We start from the raw sequence: 14,830 nt of genomic DNA, 5'->3' as shown, positions 1-14,830 counted from the left end.
GATGAGTATCGACCTTGTTGAAATTGATAAAGACAGGCGCGCTTCCTATTTGAACCTGCTATTGATAGGGGATGAAGACGAAAAAGTAGTAAAGTCGTATATAAATGAAGGTTCCTTATTTACCATTGTGTATGAAAAGAAGGAGATAGGAGTTGTGCAGTGCCTCATCGATGAAGAGGAATCGGCAGTAGAAGTGAAAAATATTGGTTTAGAAGAAGCATACAGAGGAAAAGGAATCGGCAGCAAAGTCATTAAAAAGCTAGAAGCATTGTATGAGTGTAACCAATATTCTAAAATGATTGTAGGAACAGCGGACTCCAGTCTTGAAAACATAGCATTTTATAAAAAGGCAGGCTTTTATCAAAGTGGTGTCAAAAAGAATTTCTTTTTGCAGTACGTTCCACCAATTTACGAGAATGGCCTGCAAGCTATCGATATGATTATGTTTGAAAAGAAATTAAAAAGCAGAAGCGACTAACACGCTTCTGCTTTTAGTGATTAATCTAAAATTTGAAGTTTTACCGTTTTGCGTCCCCAATTTAAAGCTGAGCTTTGAGATGCCATAAATAAATCAACGCGAGTACCTTTAATGGCACCGCCAGTATCTCCAGCAATTGCTTCTCCGTAACCTTCTACGTATACGCGAGAACCTAATGGAATCACGCGAGGATCAACTGCAATTACTTTTCGATTAGGATTTGACCTTAGGTCGATGCCTGTAGCAGTGATTCCGCTGCAGCCCGCACAGTAAGCAGTATAAGCTGTTGCTTCAACCGTAATCTCTTTCGAAACCGACTTACTTTCTTGCGCTGGAGCAGGTGCCGGCGTTGAAGTCGACGGTGCTGAAGTTGACGGTGTTGAAGGAGCAGCAGGTGATGGCGTTGATGGTTTCGCCTGAGCTGCTGCTTGTCCGCCTACTTGTAGCACTTGATTAATGTAAATCGTATTAGACGATAAGTTATTCCACTGTTTTAATTGAGAAATTGAAATGCCGTGTCGCTGTGCTACGCTCCACATTGTATCTCCAGGCTGAACTTTATAACTTTTACTGTTGCTAGGAGCCGGGGATGCTTGCGTTTCGTTTGTTTTTTCTTGTACAGGTGCTGAAGGTGATGATGAAACTGTTCCTGTTCCGCTTATTTTTAATACTTGATTCACATAAATTAAATGACTAGATAAGTTATTCCACTCTTTTAGCTGCTGTACAGAAGTACCGTTGTTTTTAGCGATACGGTAAAGCGTGTCACCTGATTTTACTGTATATGTATGATTTGAAGATGTTGTAGTTGGAGTTGAACTAGATGAAGAGTCAGTAGATGTAGATCCAATTTGTAATGTTTGGTTTGCATAAATTAATGTGGAAGAAAGACCATTCCACTTTTTTAAGTCTTCAACTGTTACATTATGCTGCTGTGAGATGCTGAATAACGTTTCTCCAGCTTTTACTTTATGCGTGTCTGTGTCAGCTGATGCTGCGTCTGCAATTCCAATTGATACTAAAGCTGTAGCCCCTAATGTAAAAATGTGTTTTTTCATCTAATATTTCTCCTTTATTTCCAATAGTTGTCTCTTATTCTATCAGCAATATGTAACAAACTCATGACAAAATGGTAGGTTTTATATTACAAGTTTGTAACAATACGTCTAAAGTGATAGAAAAAACGCGGTTTTTTTATGATTATGATGAAAAAAGTCTTAATTTGTCTGTAAGTAAAAAAGGTGTTCTGCTTTTATAAAAATGAAGAAGAAAGAAGCTATGCTATATTCAAATGACATGATAGAATAGATAAGTTAGAAATGAACGGATAAAAAGGGAGTTAGACATCTATGGAAAAACGCTCTATCTCTTCATATTTAAAAGCATGGGTGCGCGCACTTTCAATTGAGATTAATTATATGAAGAAACACGGCGGAGAAAAGTATACGGTAGGAAAAGGAGAGTACTTAGGGCAGCAGGGAGATGCGTATCTTTACCGGTTTGAACGCACAGCCGATTTATACCTTTTTGATGGAGCTCAGGTACGCCTTGTCCACCAGCATAAAGAAAGTAAAGGAGAAGTTATTGGAACGGAAGGATTTGATTTGTACCTTAAAATAGATGCGTTTATTGGACAAGAAGTAGACGAACTCGATATATATAACGAACCATGGGAATTATTGCAGGCTCTCATTGATAGACTCACGGAAGCAAAAGATTACAAGCAAAAAATAGTAAGAATCAAACGTCTTATGAGAGGCGATAGTCCTGTTCGTCATAAAGAGTATACGTCTAAGAACGCTCTTCATGAAGTGTTGCTGCGAGCGCGTTATAACCGTACTACGTATATTTGGGGTCCTCCTGGAACTGGAAAAACATATACGCTGTCAAAAATCGTGGCAAGCTATTACCGGAAATCAAAGCGGATCCTTTTATTATCTCACAGTAATGCAGCGGTGGACGGTTTGCTGCAAGAAACTGCACGTCAGTTAAAAAAGAAAGAAGCTTGGAAAAAAGGAAAACTCATTCGATACGGAGCAACAAAAAGCAGTGGCTTAGAAAATATAAAAGTAGAAGAAGTCATTGGAGAAGATGATCCGGATTTAGCTCAGGAGATGCGTGATTTACAAGAAGAACGAGTTTACTTAAGCAGGTATCCCAATAAAGCTCACCAGCTTCAGCAAGTTAACAAAAAGCTAAACGTCCTTCGTAACAAGTGGATTGAAGCGGAGAAAAATGTGTTTGACCAAGCGTATATTGTAGGCACTACCTTATCAAAAGCGGCTATTGATCGATTACTTTATCAAAGTGAATTTGATATGGTTGTGGTAGACGAAATTAGCATGGCATATGCACCGCAAATTGCTTTTGCAGCTACGTTAGGAAAACGAATTGTCGTATGCGGCGATTTTAAACAGCTTCCCCCGGTATCTCAATCTTCTCATGCTGAAGTGAAGAAGTGGCTGCAGCGAGATTTATTTGAGCAGACGGGCCTTGTAGAGCAAGTAGAAAGCGGTGAGATACACCCTCATCTTTTTATGTTGACAAAGCAAAGAAGAATGCATAAAGATATCTCGGCTTTTACAAATCGCTATATTTACAGCAACCGAGTAGCAGATCATCCCTCTGTCACAACAAGTCGAGAAGTAGTAGCAAGCAGTCGGCCGTTTGCTCATGAAGCAGCGCTTATGCTTAACATTGGTCATTTGCATTCTTCCGCTATGCGAGATGTTGTTTCCGGCTCACGCTACAATGTGATAACAGCTGTTTTGGCGGTAAGTTTGATGCTGCGGGCACGCAAAGCTTCTTCCGCTACTATTGGCTATGTGACTCCTTATAAGTCTCAAGCTAAATTGATCAATGCATTTCTTCAAGATATTGAACCAGCCAGCGATATAATCGCAGCAACCGTACACAAATTTCAAGGCGCAGAACGAGATATCATAATTTTTGATACGGTCGATACAAAGCCTCAGTCAAAACCAGGTTTACTTCTAACAAATGAAAATAGCGACCGATTGGTAAATGTAGCGGTGACGCGTTCAAAAGGAAAATTTATGATGCTTTCAGACGAGTCGTTTGCCCAGCAGCGTGTACCAAAGGAGCGAGCGTTATGGAAGTTGGTCAACCACTTTAACGAAAACCAAAAAGTATACCAACCTCAGCAATTTTTAAAAGAAGTCATTCAGCATCCTAAATTGATTTGGTACCATCCAGCGAACAGCAGTCAGTTAAAAAAAGACTTATATCAAGCTCGGCAGCAGATTTTATTGTGTATTCCTTATGCTTCGCTTATTCCTCAAGAAATACGGGAGATGTTACACTCATTTAAAGGTGAAGTGACCGTTCTTACTCGTGAACCAACAGAAGTTCGAATTGACGGCGCTCACGTTATTTCATCTGCTGTTCCGATGTCACTGCTTATCATCGATGAATCCACTATATGGATCAATATGCCTTACGGCGGAAAAAATGAAGCGTTTATGGCAGCTAGAATTGAGTCAAAGCTAGGCGCTAAACAGCTTATTCGGTCAATTGACTTTACCGAAGATAAAACAAGAAATCAAGAAACAAAAATGTATATAGAAACAAATAAACCACAATATTCTTTGAGCAATTACCTTCGCAGCTGGGATCGCTGTGAATCTTGTCAGCATATGCGAGAAGTAGAGATAACAAAAAAAGGAAAAGTAAGGTTTATTTGCTATTATTGCGGGAAAACAAGTGGGGCAACACGTTTATTAGTGGAAAAATATTTAAACTACGTACATGCTGTATGTACAGCATGCAAGCAGCCGATGAACGTAGATTATGATGAGAATAAAGGCGTCTACGCATGTTGTCCATCGTGCAAAAAGGAAGTTTTGCCTAGAGATTTATTGTAACTTTAAGAAAAGGGCGTGATCTTATCGTTTACTCTCGTAATGTAGCGGCTTTAGCTGATTGTTTGCTAGAAGGAGACGTTCAAAAAAGCTGGCTGCTCATTGCTATATATATAGAAGAAAGCCATTCTTCAACTGACGTATACACGTTTCTGACAGAAGCGATGTATGAGATAGGGAAAAGGTGGCAAGAAAATAAAATTTCAGTCGCGGAGGAGCATTTGGCTACTGCAACCTGTGACTATGTGTTAACTCGCTTTCAGCTATCACAGCATCAATTGCTTCAGCGCCATCGGGCACTTCTTTTTTGCATTGAAGGAGAAGAGCATTATTTAGGTATTAAAATGATTGCAGGCCTTATGAGAGAACAAGGATGGGAAGTTAAAAACTTAGGAGCAAACTTGCCGCTGCCGTTTGCTCTAAAAAGCATTGAAAGATGGGACCCTGATGTAGTGTGCTTGTCTGTCTCGCAAGTGCATTTGCTGCCTGATTTACAAAAATACATTGCTGAGATTGAAAGCATGGCGCAAAGTCCTCTTGTATTAGTAGGCAGCCAGCTTCTCAACACGCATGATTTATCGGCTTCAGGATCTTCAAAAACCATATTCATTAATCATATTCAAGCTTTTAAAGACTGGCTTCTAATCAACAATAAAGAAAGTTCGACGCAAGATAAAATGTTAGCAATGGGGGAAGAAATATGATCAGTTTGCCGATTCAACAGATTCCGGTTCCAATGTTTTTACTCAATAAAGACAACGAAATAATTGAATTTACACCAAGCGTCACGAAAAGTTTCCCGCCTGTTCAGAACTTTTTAGATCTAGTTGATGAAGACAGCCAAGAAAAAGTAAAAAGAGCACTCCAGGGAGAGGAAGAAGTGCAAATCGAAGTAAATATGCGCACGTTTTCTAACCCGGTTGCTCTTTTTGATTTTCATTTTAAACCTGAAGCCTATCATTCGCTGCACGCTGTTTTCTGCTATCCTATTCATGAGCATATGATGAGTGTTCAATCAACCCTTCAACAGTTTCGCTCTATGCTTATGCAAGACTCACCACAAGTGAACCAAGGTTTTTCAGTCAGGGAAACAGATGTAGAAACGGCGAAAAAAATGCAGCTAGTTGATCTTCAGCGTCATTTTCGAGAAATGAAAACAAATGTGCTAACCATTCAAGACCTCCTAAGTATTATCCGCTCCGACGTAATTGAAGCAGGAAAAGGAGAATATATGGAATTGGTCTCTACACATTTGTTTGACATTCAAGATGTAATTAATCAGGAACTTGAATGTTTAAGGCAGAAGAACAAAGTACATTAAGAAAGCGGTAATCGGATTTCTACTGTTGTTCCTTTTCCTTCTTCACTATCATACGAAATGCTTCCTTTATGATTACTAATGATTTTGTGACTCACCATCAATCCTAATCCTGTTCCTTTTTCTTTTGTTGTATAGAAAGGCTCGCTAATTCGTGTTAATCGATCTTTCGGCATGCCTTTTCCTTCATCTATCACTTGGACGACTACTTGATTTGTATCTGGATCAAATTTAGATACCACTAGAATAGACCCAGGGTCATCCATCGCTTCAATAGAATTTTTCACCATGTTGATAAATACTTGTTTCATATCTTTTTCAATACAATGAACAACAGGTAATTTTTCTTCAAAATCTGTTGAAATAGTAATGTTTTTAAGAATGGCCTGTGTATGCAGCAGCGTACATACGTCTTGAAGAATTAAATTTATCTGTTTATTTTCATATTTTACGACTTCCGGTTTGGCTAGAATGAGCAGTTCGCTAATAATTAGTTCTAAGCGGTTAAACTCGGACATCATGACATCCATATATTCTTTTTTATACGTTTCTTCTTGCATCATAAGCTGTAAAAAGCCCTTTAATGATGTAAGAGGGTTTCGTATTTCATGGGCAATGCCAGCAGCCAGCTGTCCAAGTGCTGACAGCATCTCTGAATTTTTGAGCATCATTTCCGACTGTTTGCGCTGTGAAATGTCTTCGCTTAATCCAATGTAATGGATGATTTCATCCTGATCATTTTTAACAGGCATTAAGGCTAACTGTTCCCAAACGGTTTCTCCGTCTTCTTGAACGTAGGAAATTTCTCCGTTCCATTTTTCTCCTCTGTATACTTCATTCCAAATCTTAGGGAATCTTTTAACCCCCAGCTTTTTTGTATATAAGTCATAGAGGTGCAGCCCAAATACTTCTTGCGGGGCATGCTTTTGCTCCATGAATTTTTGATTAATGTACTTAATTTTACCTTGGTGGTCGGTAATGAAAATGCCCGTAGGACTGTGAGCGACTGCAAATGATGTAATAGCCAATTCTTCATTTGATCGTTTAATTTCTGTAATATTAATAAACGTAATAACTACACCGTTAATTAAATTCTCATTTGTACGATAAGGCATCATTTTCATGCTGTACCATTGGTTATCGTAGCTTTGAATTTCTTTTTGAAGGGTGTTATTTGTTCTTAAAACGTGCATTGCATCCTCGATTAGATGGTCATATCTAAAGTTATGCGAAATATGAAAGAAAGGTCTTCCAATATCTTGATGAAGAACGTTGATCACTGTTTTCGTTTCCGGCGTAAATAATTTAATATTCAGCTGCTCGTCTAAAAAGATAGTAGCAATAGTTGTACTGATTAATAAATTATCAATATCGTTATTTAAGTCCGTTAATTCTTCAATCTTTCGCTCGTACTGATTGTTAACACTAATTAACTCTTCATTAACAGACTGCAGTTCCTCATTTGTGGACTGCAGCTCTTCGTTAGAAGCAATCAGTTCTTCGTTTGTGGACTTTAGCTCCTCATTTGCTGTTTCTAGCTCTTCAATCGTCGTTTGCAAATGCTGCTGCGTGTAATGAAGCTCTTGCTCTAAATCTACTACAAGCTCACTAATAGAGCTTGTTTGATTAAGGAACATGGGCTCTTCCTTATCAATAATGGCAGTATCTGTCTGTTCATCAAACATAAGTAAGTAAAGAGAGTGATTTGTTGGAAGGGCAGATATTGTAATATTAAAACGGCGCTGCACGTTGTTTATGACAAACTCAATGTGCTGACAGCATACGCTCATACCTTGCTCTTTTACGCGTTTAATAGCTGCTCCAATGGCTAAAGAGACGTGAACTGGCACCATTTTGAAAATTGTATAATTAATTTTCCCTACAGGAACGTTAATAAGCTGAGTCGCTTCTTTTGAACAAAATATTACTTCGTTGTATTCATTTAATACGAGACAAGGGCTCATAAAGTGATCAATCATTGACTGATACATCTCATCTAATTTAAGCGAAGGAAGAGGTTTATAAAGTTGACTTGGCAGCGGAACGCTAGAAAAATCACCTTCATGCAAGCTGGATTTCGAAAGATTAAAAGCTCCCGTAATTTGTCGGCTGGGCTGTCCGGAACGCTTAAATATTTTCCACTTACTGTTGATAGGGCGGAACAAATCAGACAAATTTCCCGTTGTTTCACTAGGGCCTAAAAAAAGTACGCCTTCTTCTGTCAAAGAAAAATGAAAAAGAGACAGAATGCGCTGCTGCAGTTCAGCTTGGAAGTAAATCATCATATTTCGACAGCTAATGAGATCAACGTTTACAAAAGGCGAGTCTTTTCCTATATTATGCGGGGCAAAAACAATCATTTTGCGGATTGTTTTTTTAACTTGATAACCACCGTGTTTTGTTTGCTCAAAATATTCATTAATCTGAGCTGCTGAGAAGGAATGAACTTCCGCTTCTTCATAAATACCTTGACTAGCTCTTTTAATTGCATGACGATCAATGTCTGTAGCAAAGATTCGGACATCGAAATAACGGTTGATTGTTGATAAATAGTCATGAAGCAAAATAGCTAATGTATATGCTTCTTGACCAGTAGAACAACCTGCTACCCAGATGCGGATTTCATCTTCTTGACTATGAATCTTTCTTTCAACTAATTGAGGAATAACTTGTTCTTCAATAATAGAGAATGCTTCTTTATCTCTAAGAAATTGTGTCACTCCAATCAGCAAGTCTCGCTGCAGTTCGACGATTTCTTCGGCTTCTTTACATAAATAGTCCCGGTATTCTTCCATCGTTTGAGATGGCGGATCGAGTAAAGCCATTCTCTTTTCAAGTCGTCGCAGCACCGTGTTTTTTTTGTACATAGAGAAGTCGATGCCTGTTTTCTTCTTTATTAATGAATAAATGTATTGCAGCGTTTCTTCATTATATGTAAATTCAGTTTGGCTGACATGCGTTTGCACAAGGTCAGGCATATCAGCAGGAGAAAGAATATAATCAGCAAGGTGGGCATCAATAGCGCTTAGGGGCATATCTCTGTACTTTGCTGTGCTTTCATCTTGTACAAGTACAGTTCCGCCATACTCTCGTATTGTTTTTGCTCCTCCTGTTCCATCATTTCCTTTTCCCGATAAAATAATGGCTGTGCACCGGTGTTTTTTTGAAGCAGCAAGAGAATGAAAAAAGGCGTCAATCGGATACTTTACCTGATCATTTTCTTCATAGGGACGAAGGCGAAGAGTATGATCCACAACGGTCACATAATGATGGGGAGGATTTAAATAAATTGTGTCTTCTTGTAAAGTCATCCCGTCTTGTGTCAGTTTGATATTCATTCCTGTTTTTTTTGCTAAAAGTTCTGGCATAAAACTTTTATATTTAGAGGAAAGGTGCTGTACAATAATAAACGCCATTCCATTTGGTGAAGGCATATTAGCGAAAAACTGCTCAATAGCTTCTAACCCTCCGGCAGAAGCGCCAATTCCCACAACGTGTAAATCCTGTTTCTCTATTCCTTCTGAAGACGATGGAACCGTAGAAAACGAGTTGTTCTTCATAATAGAACCTCCAATAATGTTTCGACACTTCCTAGATTGTATGTCGTTTTGTTTATTTTAATGTCGACAGCACAGCGTGGTTTACATCAAAAGTAAATTTTCCAAAAAAACCAAGATGCTGGTACATAGGTTCATTTTAGCAAACCTATTATATTGTTCAAATAACGTTTTCAAAATTCCTCTATTTTTCGCAAAAAAATTTAAAGTCCAAACTATATAGTATGCCCGGATTTTCTTTATATAAACGTATTTTTATAAAAAAAATCGGTTTTTTTTGCAGAAAAAAATATTTAAAAAAGTTTTGTTTACGCTTACATACGCATAAGGTTATACGCTCAAGGAGGAAAAAAACGGTTAAATTCAACTTGACACTCTTTTTCAGCATGTTACTATAGGAACCGTTGAAAGAAACGAGAACAAAAATACGAACAAATGACAGGGGAGATTTGATGGATCAAAAACAAAAAGTTGCTTTTTTAGGTGCTGGATCAATGGCAGAAGCGATGATTTCTGGTATGGTCAATGCAAAGAAATTACCTGCTGAAAATATTATCGTAACAAATCGCAGCAATGATGCGCGACTGCACGAACTTGAAAATAGATATGGTATCACAGCAGTAAAGCGAAGCGAGCTGAAAACAGATGACATTGACGTTTTTATTCTAGCGATGAAGCCAAAAGGCGCTGAAGAGGCATTAAACGAATTAAAGCCTCAAATCAACAAAGACCAGCTTGTCCTATCTGTTCTTGCAGGGATTTCGTCTTCTTACATGGAAGAGTTATTGCATGATGAACAGCAGGTCATTCGAGTGATGCCTAATACATCAAGTATGATTCAGCAATCAGCAACGGCCATATCTCCAGGTCAATATGCTGCAATGGATGCTGTGCTAACAGCAAAAGAGCTGCTTTCTGCAATTGGAAAAGTGTACGTGATTGATGAGCCTCAAATGGACATTTTCACAGGAATTGCCGGAAGTGGACCCGCTTATTTTTATTTCCTTATGGAGCATATCGAAAAAGCAGCTAAAGAAGAAGGTCTTGATCCTGAGCTAGCACGTGAAATTGGCGCCCAAACCATTTACGGTGCAGCAAGAATGATGATGGAAAGAGATGAAACGCCGACGGAGCTTCGTGAAAATGTGACGTCTCCAAACGGTACAACAGCAGCTGGTTTAGACGCCTTAGCTAAACACGGCGGCGGAGAAGCAATGATGCAAGCAGTTAAAGGAGCATCAAAGCGTTCAAAAGAAATGAGTGCTCAACTACAAAAAGTGGCAAGTACTAATTAATTCGTCACTTATCTTCTTCGTGAATTCCTCACAACAAAAAAATAATCATAAACAAGAAAACATACAGAACACACTAGGAGTGATTTGATGAGTCCCGACAATAAGAAGCGGGTTGTAATTAAAATTGGAAGTAGTTCATTAACAAGTTCACACGGTGAAATCAGCAGACGGAAGCTCGAGCGCCTTGTGGATCAAGTCGTAGACTTAAAAGACAGCGGTCATGAAGTGCTGTTGGTTTCATCAGGAGCTGTAGCTGCAGGATACCGCAAGCTTGGCTGCTTAGAGCGACCTAGCTCTTTACCTGAAAAACAAGCAGCTGCCTCAATCGGTCAAGGACTGTTAATGGAGGCTTATTCAGAATTGTTTCTATCACATGGATACGTTGCTTCTCAAATCTTAATTACAAGAGACGATTTTTCAGACGAAAATCGTTACAACAATGCACGAAATACAATTAACGTGCTGTTAGAACGCGGCATTGTGCCAATTGTCAATGAAAACGACACGGTAACCATCAATCGATTAAAATTTGGCGATAATGATACACTTTCAGCTAAAGTTGCTGGACTAGTGGATTCCGACCTGCTTATTATTTTATCGGATATCGATGGCTTATACAGCGCGGACCCTCGACAGGATCCAAATGCAAAATTAGTTCCTCACGTAGGGGAAATCACGCAAGAAATCGAAGAATCTGCAGGAGATTCAGGAAGTTCAGTTGGAACAGGCGGTATGCGCTCGAAAATTGACGCGTTCAAAATCGCTATGGCATCAGGAATTCCAGCATTTTTAGGAAGAGCCGGCGTGCCAAACATCTTAACACAAGCGGTTGACGGAGATGCAACAGGAACGTATTTTGAATCTGAAGATGATTCTGCGAACCTTAATCAGAAAAAGCAGTGGATTGCGTTTAACTCTGGTCCTGAAGGGGAAATAGTAGTCGAAGATGCCGCGAAACGTGCAATTATTGAAGATAAAGAGCCTTTACTTCGCGAGCACGTTAAATATATTAAAGGCCACTTTAGTGAACGAGCAGTTGTACGTATTCTAGATAAAGACGAAAATGAGCTGGCTCTTGGCGTGACAAATTATTCATCTGATGAACTTGCACTGAATGAGCCAATTGATCAACCGATTGTAGACAGCGAAGGTCTAGTGTGTCACTTAGAAATTCCAGTACCGGTCGGTTTGTAAGCAAACATGCTGTAAAGAAAAGGAGCCCTTCCTTTTCTTTGCATGATTGCATTTACCTCTTATGCCTCAAACTTTAAAATCAAACAAAACTAAAACGAATCCAGGAGTGATTTGGTGTTACAAACAAATGAAAAGTATTCAGTAGAAGAACAAGCTATTTCAGCAAAAAAAGCAGCTAAACAATTAAGTTTACTAACAACAGAGCAAAAAAACGATGCGCTGTTAACGATTGCCTCTACACTTGAAAACAACACGGAGTATATTTTAAAAGCAAATGAAGTAGATTTAAAAAACGGTAAGGAAAAAGGGTTTGACGAAGCGCTGATGGATCGCCTTGCTCTTTCAGCGGAACGTGTAAAAGAATTTGCAAACGGCCTTCGTGAAGTTGCTGAGTTAGATGATCCAACAGGAGATATTTTATCAAGCTGGACATTGGATAACGGTCTAGATGTCAAGCAAGTACGCGTGCCTCTTGGCGTTATCGGAATGATTTATGAAGCACGTCCAAACGTAACGGTAGATGCAACAGGGCTAGCGTTGAAATCTGGAAATGCCATTGTGTTAAAAGGCGGCTCTTCAGCTATTTCATCTAACCAAGCTATTGTGGATATTATTCATAAAGCTCTTGATGAAACGCCAATTCCTAAAGAAGCGGTACAGTTTATTTCAAGTACAGATCGTGCGGCTACGCAAGAATTATTTACAATGAAAGAGCATATTGACGTGCTAATTCCGCGCGGAGGGGCTTCGTTGATTCAAGCGGTCGTCAATAACGCAACGGTTCCTGTGTTAGAAACGGGAGTGGGAAACTGCCATATTTATATCGATGAACAAGCTGACGTTAAGAAGGCCATTCCGATTTTGATTAATGCAAAAACAGATCGACCAGCGGTGTGTAACGCAGCAGAAACGGTTCTTGTACACAAGAACTGGCTCGATTCTCATAAAGATGAATTGATTCAAGCATTCAATGATCATAATATTGAAGTATATGGTGACAAAGCGACAGTAGGTGAAATTCCTGGAGCAAAACCAGCGGCTGAAAAAGACTGGGCTGAAGAGTATTTGCGCTTAGCGATCGCGATGAAAGTAGTAGAGAGTGTGGATGAAGCGATTGACCATATCGAAACATATGGAACAAAACACTCTGAAGCCATCATTTCAGAAGATAAACAAGCCGTTTCACGCTTTATGTCTTTAGTGGATGCAGCCGCACTGTATCATAATGCATCTACGCGTTTTACTGACGGAGGAGCTTTAGGATTTGGAGCTGAAATTGGGATTTCAACTCAAAAGCTTCATGCACGCGGTCCAATGGGACTTCCTGCGCTTACGACAATTAAATATATTATGAGTGGAAACGGACAAACTCGATAAGAAATGAAAAGCGAGCCTAATCATGTGCTCGCTTTTTTTTTGAAAAGACAAGTAAATGGAAGCTGATTTGTAAAAAATTATAAACTCTGTTATAATAGTAAAATATATAATTTTTGTGATCTTCATTTTTGTTCTTTTCAGACTATCCCGTTGTTTTAAGAAAAGCAACTGCTATCTGCTTTGCTATAACTTCATTTTTATTTTAGTCTTTCAAGACGCCGTATGTATTCCTCAAAGATTGATTTACGGATGTATAGTATCACTTTATCTTGCACCATTTACCACATTTACACGCTAAGTTAATCTTCATTTATTATCCACTTAAAAAGTACTGTTTAAAGGAGACGATGTGTATGTATAATCGTAAAAATTTAGAGCCGGCTGTTATTGAAGAAACAAAAGTTTGGGAATGTACATCAGATACGTGTAATTGTTGGGTTCGAGATAACTTTAAAAGCGGAGATCAGCCAACTTGTCCAATTTGCAAAAGCGAAATGAAGCAAGCTGTAAAAGAACTGCAGGTTATTCATAATCCTAGAGTCATTGATTAATAAACTTTTAGGAAGACGTTTTTTGAAAGGGGTTCGTGGATGTTTCTAGGAATTGATCATGTTCAGCTTCTTGGTCCAGAAGGATGCGAGCAAGAAGCAAGAAATTTTTATGAAAATCTTTTAGGAATGAAAACTGTTCTTAAGCCGGAAAATTTAAGGCACAGAGGCGGCATATGGTTTCAATGTGGAACTCAAGAAGTGCATATCAGTATTCAAGATGACTACATACCTGCTAAAAAAGCGCATCCAGCTTTTGTCGTGGAAGATATCAAGACGCTTAGACGTAAGTTGGCACATTCGGGCTGCGTTCTTTCTGAAGAAGAGCCTATTGCAGGGAGAGAGCGTTTTTTTGTCCATGACCCGTTCGGAAATCGATTAGAATTTTTACAATATGACAAATAAAAGACCTCCAAGCGGAGGTCTTTTATTTTAGGGCGTTATCTAAATACGTATATACCGTTTCTTTGCTAACTAATACTTCATTTTCTCTGTCTTTATCTTTTTGCCACTTTTCTCGTGCTTTTGCTAATACTTCTTCGACTTCCTCCTTGGGAATGACAATGACTCCACCGTCGTCACCTGCAATAAAATCCCCAGGACGGATCTTCACGCCCCCGCAGGAAATGATCTTGTTTACCTTTCCTTTTTCTTTTTTGCTGCTTGCTGCGATCGTAGAGCCCTTACAAAACACAGGGAAATTGAGCTTTTCAATGTCTTCCTGATCTCGTATAACACCATCTAGTACAATACCGCTTATTCCAACAAGCTTTGCCATGGCCACTACGAAATCTCCCGCTAAGGCACGGTTACAGTAGCTTTTTCCATCAATGACGAGCACGCTTCCGGGCTCCGCTAGTCGAATCGCTTCAAGCACTGAGTAATTATTGCCAGCAGGCGTATCTACAGTAAGAGCCGGCCCAAATAGTTTGTAATGACGCTGCAATGGCTTAATAGAAAAGTCTAAGTGGTTTGCACCTTCCATTGCATCTGATAAATTGGCTGTTGATAATGGGAGCTGTTCATTCAACATCGTATCTCTCCTTTTTAATTATATTCTATCTATATTCATATAAGAGAAAGCTCTTATTTATGAAAGGGCAAGTAGATACCGTGAAATATTGACCATCAACTGCAAACATGCAGTATTAGAAGCTTTCAGAGCCAATTTTAAATGCATTG

General features: G+C 39.0%; 12 protein-coding genes. 9 read left to right on the top strand and 3 right to left on the bottom strand.

Going from position 1 to position 14,830, the window contains the following annotated elements:
- Position 1: 1 nt before the first annotated feature.
- Positions 2–478: a GNAT family N-acetyltransferase gene (locus MMB69_RS13335; RefSeq protein WP_221783086.1), complete on the top strand. Its 477-nt coding sequence runs from the start codon at positions 2–4 to the stop codon at positions 476–478.
- 20 nt (positions 479–498) lie between these two features.
- Here MMB69_RS13335 and MMB69_RS13330 read toward each other — a convergent pair whose 3' ends face one another.
- On the bottom strand, positions 499–1,536 hold the full coding sequence (locus MMB69_RS13330; RefSeq protein ID WP_153253668.1) for a LysM peptidoglycan-binding and 3D domain-containing protein: 1,038 nt from the start codon (positions 1,534–1,536) through the stop codon (positions 499–501).
- A gap of 291 nt (positions 1,537–1,827) precedes the next feature.
- Here MMB69_RS13330 and MMB69_RS13325 point away from each other — a divergent pair, with 291 nt between their 5' ends.
- From MMB69_RS13325 to MMB69_RS13315, 3 genes are read left to right on the top strand one after another with little or no spacing between them, the layout of a single operon-like run.
- Positions 1,828–4,362: an AAA domain-containing protein gene (locus MMB69_RS13325; RefSeq protein ID WP_277447860.1), complete on the top strand. Its 2,535-nt coding sequence runs from the start codon at positions 1,828–1,830 to the stop codon at positions 4,360–4,362.
- Entirely contained in the window at positions 4,356–5,063 is a 708-nt protein-coding gene (locus MMB69_RS13320) for a cobalamin B12-binding domain-containing protein (RefSeq protein ID WP_308123218.1), read from the top strand. The genes MMB69_RS13325 and MMB69_RS13320 overlap by 7 nt, the downstream gene beginning before the upstream one ends.
- Positions 5,060–5,680, top strand: coding sequence for a hypothetical protein (locus MMB69_RS13315; protein ID WP_221783093.1), 621 nt, complete (start codon positions 5,060–5,062; stop codon positions 5,678–5,680). The genes MMB69_RS13320 and MMB69_RS13315 overlap by 4 nt, the downstream gene beginning before the upstream one ends.
- Here MMB69_RS13315 and MMB69_RS13310 read toward each other — a convergent pair.
- A complete protein-coding gene (locus MMB69_RS13310) occupies positions 5,677–9,237 on the bottom strand; it encodes a CheR family methyltransferase (protein WP_221783095.1) in 3,561 nt (1,186 codons plus the stop codon). The genes MMB69_RS13315 and MMB69_RS13310 overlap by 4 nt on opposite strands.
- A 449-nt stretch (positions 9,238–9,686) precedes the next feature.
- Here MMB69_RS13310 and proC point away from each other — a divergent pair, with 449 nt between their 5' ends.
- The 5 genes from proC to MMB69_RS13285 all read left to right on the top strand — a co-directional run bounded on the left by proC (position 9,687) and on the right by MMB69_RS13285 (position 14,053).
- Entirely contained in the window at positions 9,687–10,529 is an 843-nt protein-coding gene (gene proC / locus MMB69_RS13305; protein WP_013056987.1) for a pyrroline-5-carboxylate reductase, read from the top strand.
- Between the two features lie 87 nt (positions 10,530–10,616).
- Positions 10,617–11,723: a glutamate 5-kinase gene (gene proB, locus MMB69_RS13300; protein WP_013056988.1), complete on the top strand. Its 1,107-nt coding sequence runs from the start codon at positions 10,617–10,619 to the stop codon at positions 11,721–11,723.
- A gap of 114 nt (positions 11,724–11,837) precedes the next feature.
- Positions 11,838–13,100, top strand: a complete 1,263-nt coding sequence (locus tag MMB69_RS13295; protein ID WP_221783099.1) for a glutamate-5-semialdehyde dehydrogenase — start codon at positions 11,838–11,840, stop codon at positions 13,098–13,100.
- A 353-nt stretch (positions 13,101–13,453) separates the two neighbouring features.
- Positions 13,454–13,651 carry a cold-shock protein gene (locus MMB69_RS13290; protein ID WP_013056990.1) on the top strand — a complete coding sequence of 66 codons (198 nt, stop codon included), beginning with the start codon at positions 13,454–13,456 and terminating at the stop codon, positions 13,649–13,651.
- Between the two features lie 39 nt (positions 13,652–13,690).
- Positions 13,691–14,053 (top strand): VOC family protein, encoded by a 363-nt coding sequence (locus MMB69_RS13285; protein WP_013056991.1) that lies wholly within the window; start codon positions 13,691–13,693, stop codon positions 14,051–14,053.
- Positions 14,054–14,075: 22 nt separating this feature from the next.
- On the opposite strand, the gene MMB69_RS13280 is transcribed toward MMB69_RS13285, so the two are convergent.
- A complete protein-coding gene (locus tag MMB69_RS13280; RefSeq protein WP_221783101.1) occupies positions 14,076–14,681 on the bottom strand; it encodes an RraA family protein in 606 nt (201 codons plus the stop codon).
- Between the last annotated feature and the right edge of the window lie 149 nt (positions 14,682–14,830).

The sequence above is a fragment of the Priestia sp. P5 genome, assembly GCF_029522155.1.
Taxonomy (GTDB): domain Bacteria; phylum Bacillota; class Bacilli; order Bacillales; family Bacillaceae_H; genus Priestia; species Priestia megaterium_E.
This window is presented reverse-complemented; position numbering and strand designations above follow the sequence as displayed.